The sequence below is a fragment of the Glycomyces sp. NPDC021274 genome, from assembly GCF_040641195.1.
Taxonomy (GTDB): Bacteria; Actinomycetota; Actinomycetes; order Mycobacteriales; family Micromonosporaceae; genus Glycomyces.
Genome location: NZ_JBFADC010000133.1, coordinates 1 through 1,057, shown reverse-complemented (window position 1 = coordinate 1,057; position 1,057 = coordinate 1). Strand labels below are relative to the sequence as shown.

1 protein-coding gene is annotated in these 1,057 nt (G+C 66.6%); it reads left to right on the top strand.

From position 1 onward, the window contains the following. Positions 1-79 precede the first annotated feature (79 nt). On the top strand, positions 80-1,057 hold a 978-nt coding region (locus tag AB0I03_RS27125; protein ID WP_360417498.1), incomplete at its 3' end, for a tetratricopeptide repeat protein.

Sequence of the window (1,057 nt, the reverse complement as noted above, 5' to 3'; positions counted from 1 at the left end):
TACAGCCGGCGGTACCGTTGCACCGGCAGCGGCTTTTAAGAGCTTTAAGCGCTCGTGCACACCGGGGAGTTGAGGGCTAGTGGGCGCTCGGGAACCGAACCGGCACCTCGAACGGCTTTACCGGCAGACCGGCTGGACGCTGCGGCAGTTCGTCCAGGCCGTGAACCGCGTCGGGACCGAGAAAGGAACCCCGCTCAAGTACCGCGAGCCATCGGCTCATCAGTGGCGTCAGGGGCACCTGCCGAAGGAGGAGGTCAGGCCGCTGATCCTGGAGGCCCTGGCCCGGAGGCTGGGACGCCCGGTCACCCATGCCGAGGCTGGGTTCCCAGCCCCTGCCGGCGCTTCGGACGCCGCTGCGGGCACGGTCGAAGGGCTGGTCGACCTCGGTCGGGGGGATGTGGATCCCTCGCGCCGCAGCGTCCTCGGCATGAGTCTCTTCTCCGTCGCGCTGACCGTGCCCAATTGGCCCGATGTGGTGGGCCGGATGGAAGAAGTCCAATTCGGCCGGACTCAGCGCATCGGCATGCCCGAGGTCGACATGGTCATCGCCATGACCGAGCGGGTGTCGGAACTGGACGACCAGTTCGGCGGACGCCACGCACGCCCAATGGCCGCGGCCTTCTTGGTCAATACCGTGGCCCCCTATCTACGGGCCACGGCCCCCGAGCCGGTACGCAAGGCGATGATGTCGGCTGCCGCGGATTTGTGCTACCTGACCGGGTATATGGCCGTGGATGAAGGTGTTCACGGCCTTGCGCAACAGTATTACCTCAAGGCGTTGGAACTCGCCGGAGCAGCCGAGGACCACCTGACGTACTGCACAACGCTGCGGGGGATGAGCGTTCAGGCCGTTGATCTACGGCACGGCAGACAGGCGAAGCGGCTCGCTGACGCCGCCTCTGCCGCATCTCCGCAAGCCGGCCCACGCATGCGGGCCTTCCTCGCCGGACAGCAGGCACATGCGTCCGCGCAGATCGGCGACCGTAGCAATGCACTGATGCACCTGCGAGAGGCCGAGGTGGCCATGGAAAAGGCGGAGTCGAGAGGGAAAGCGTTC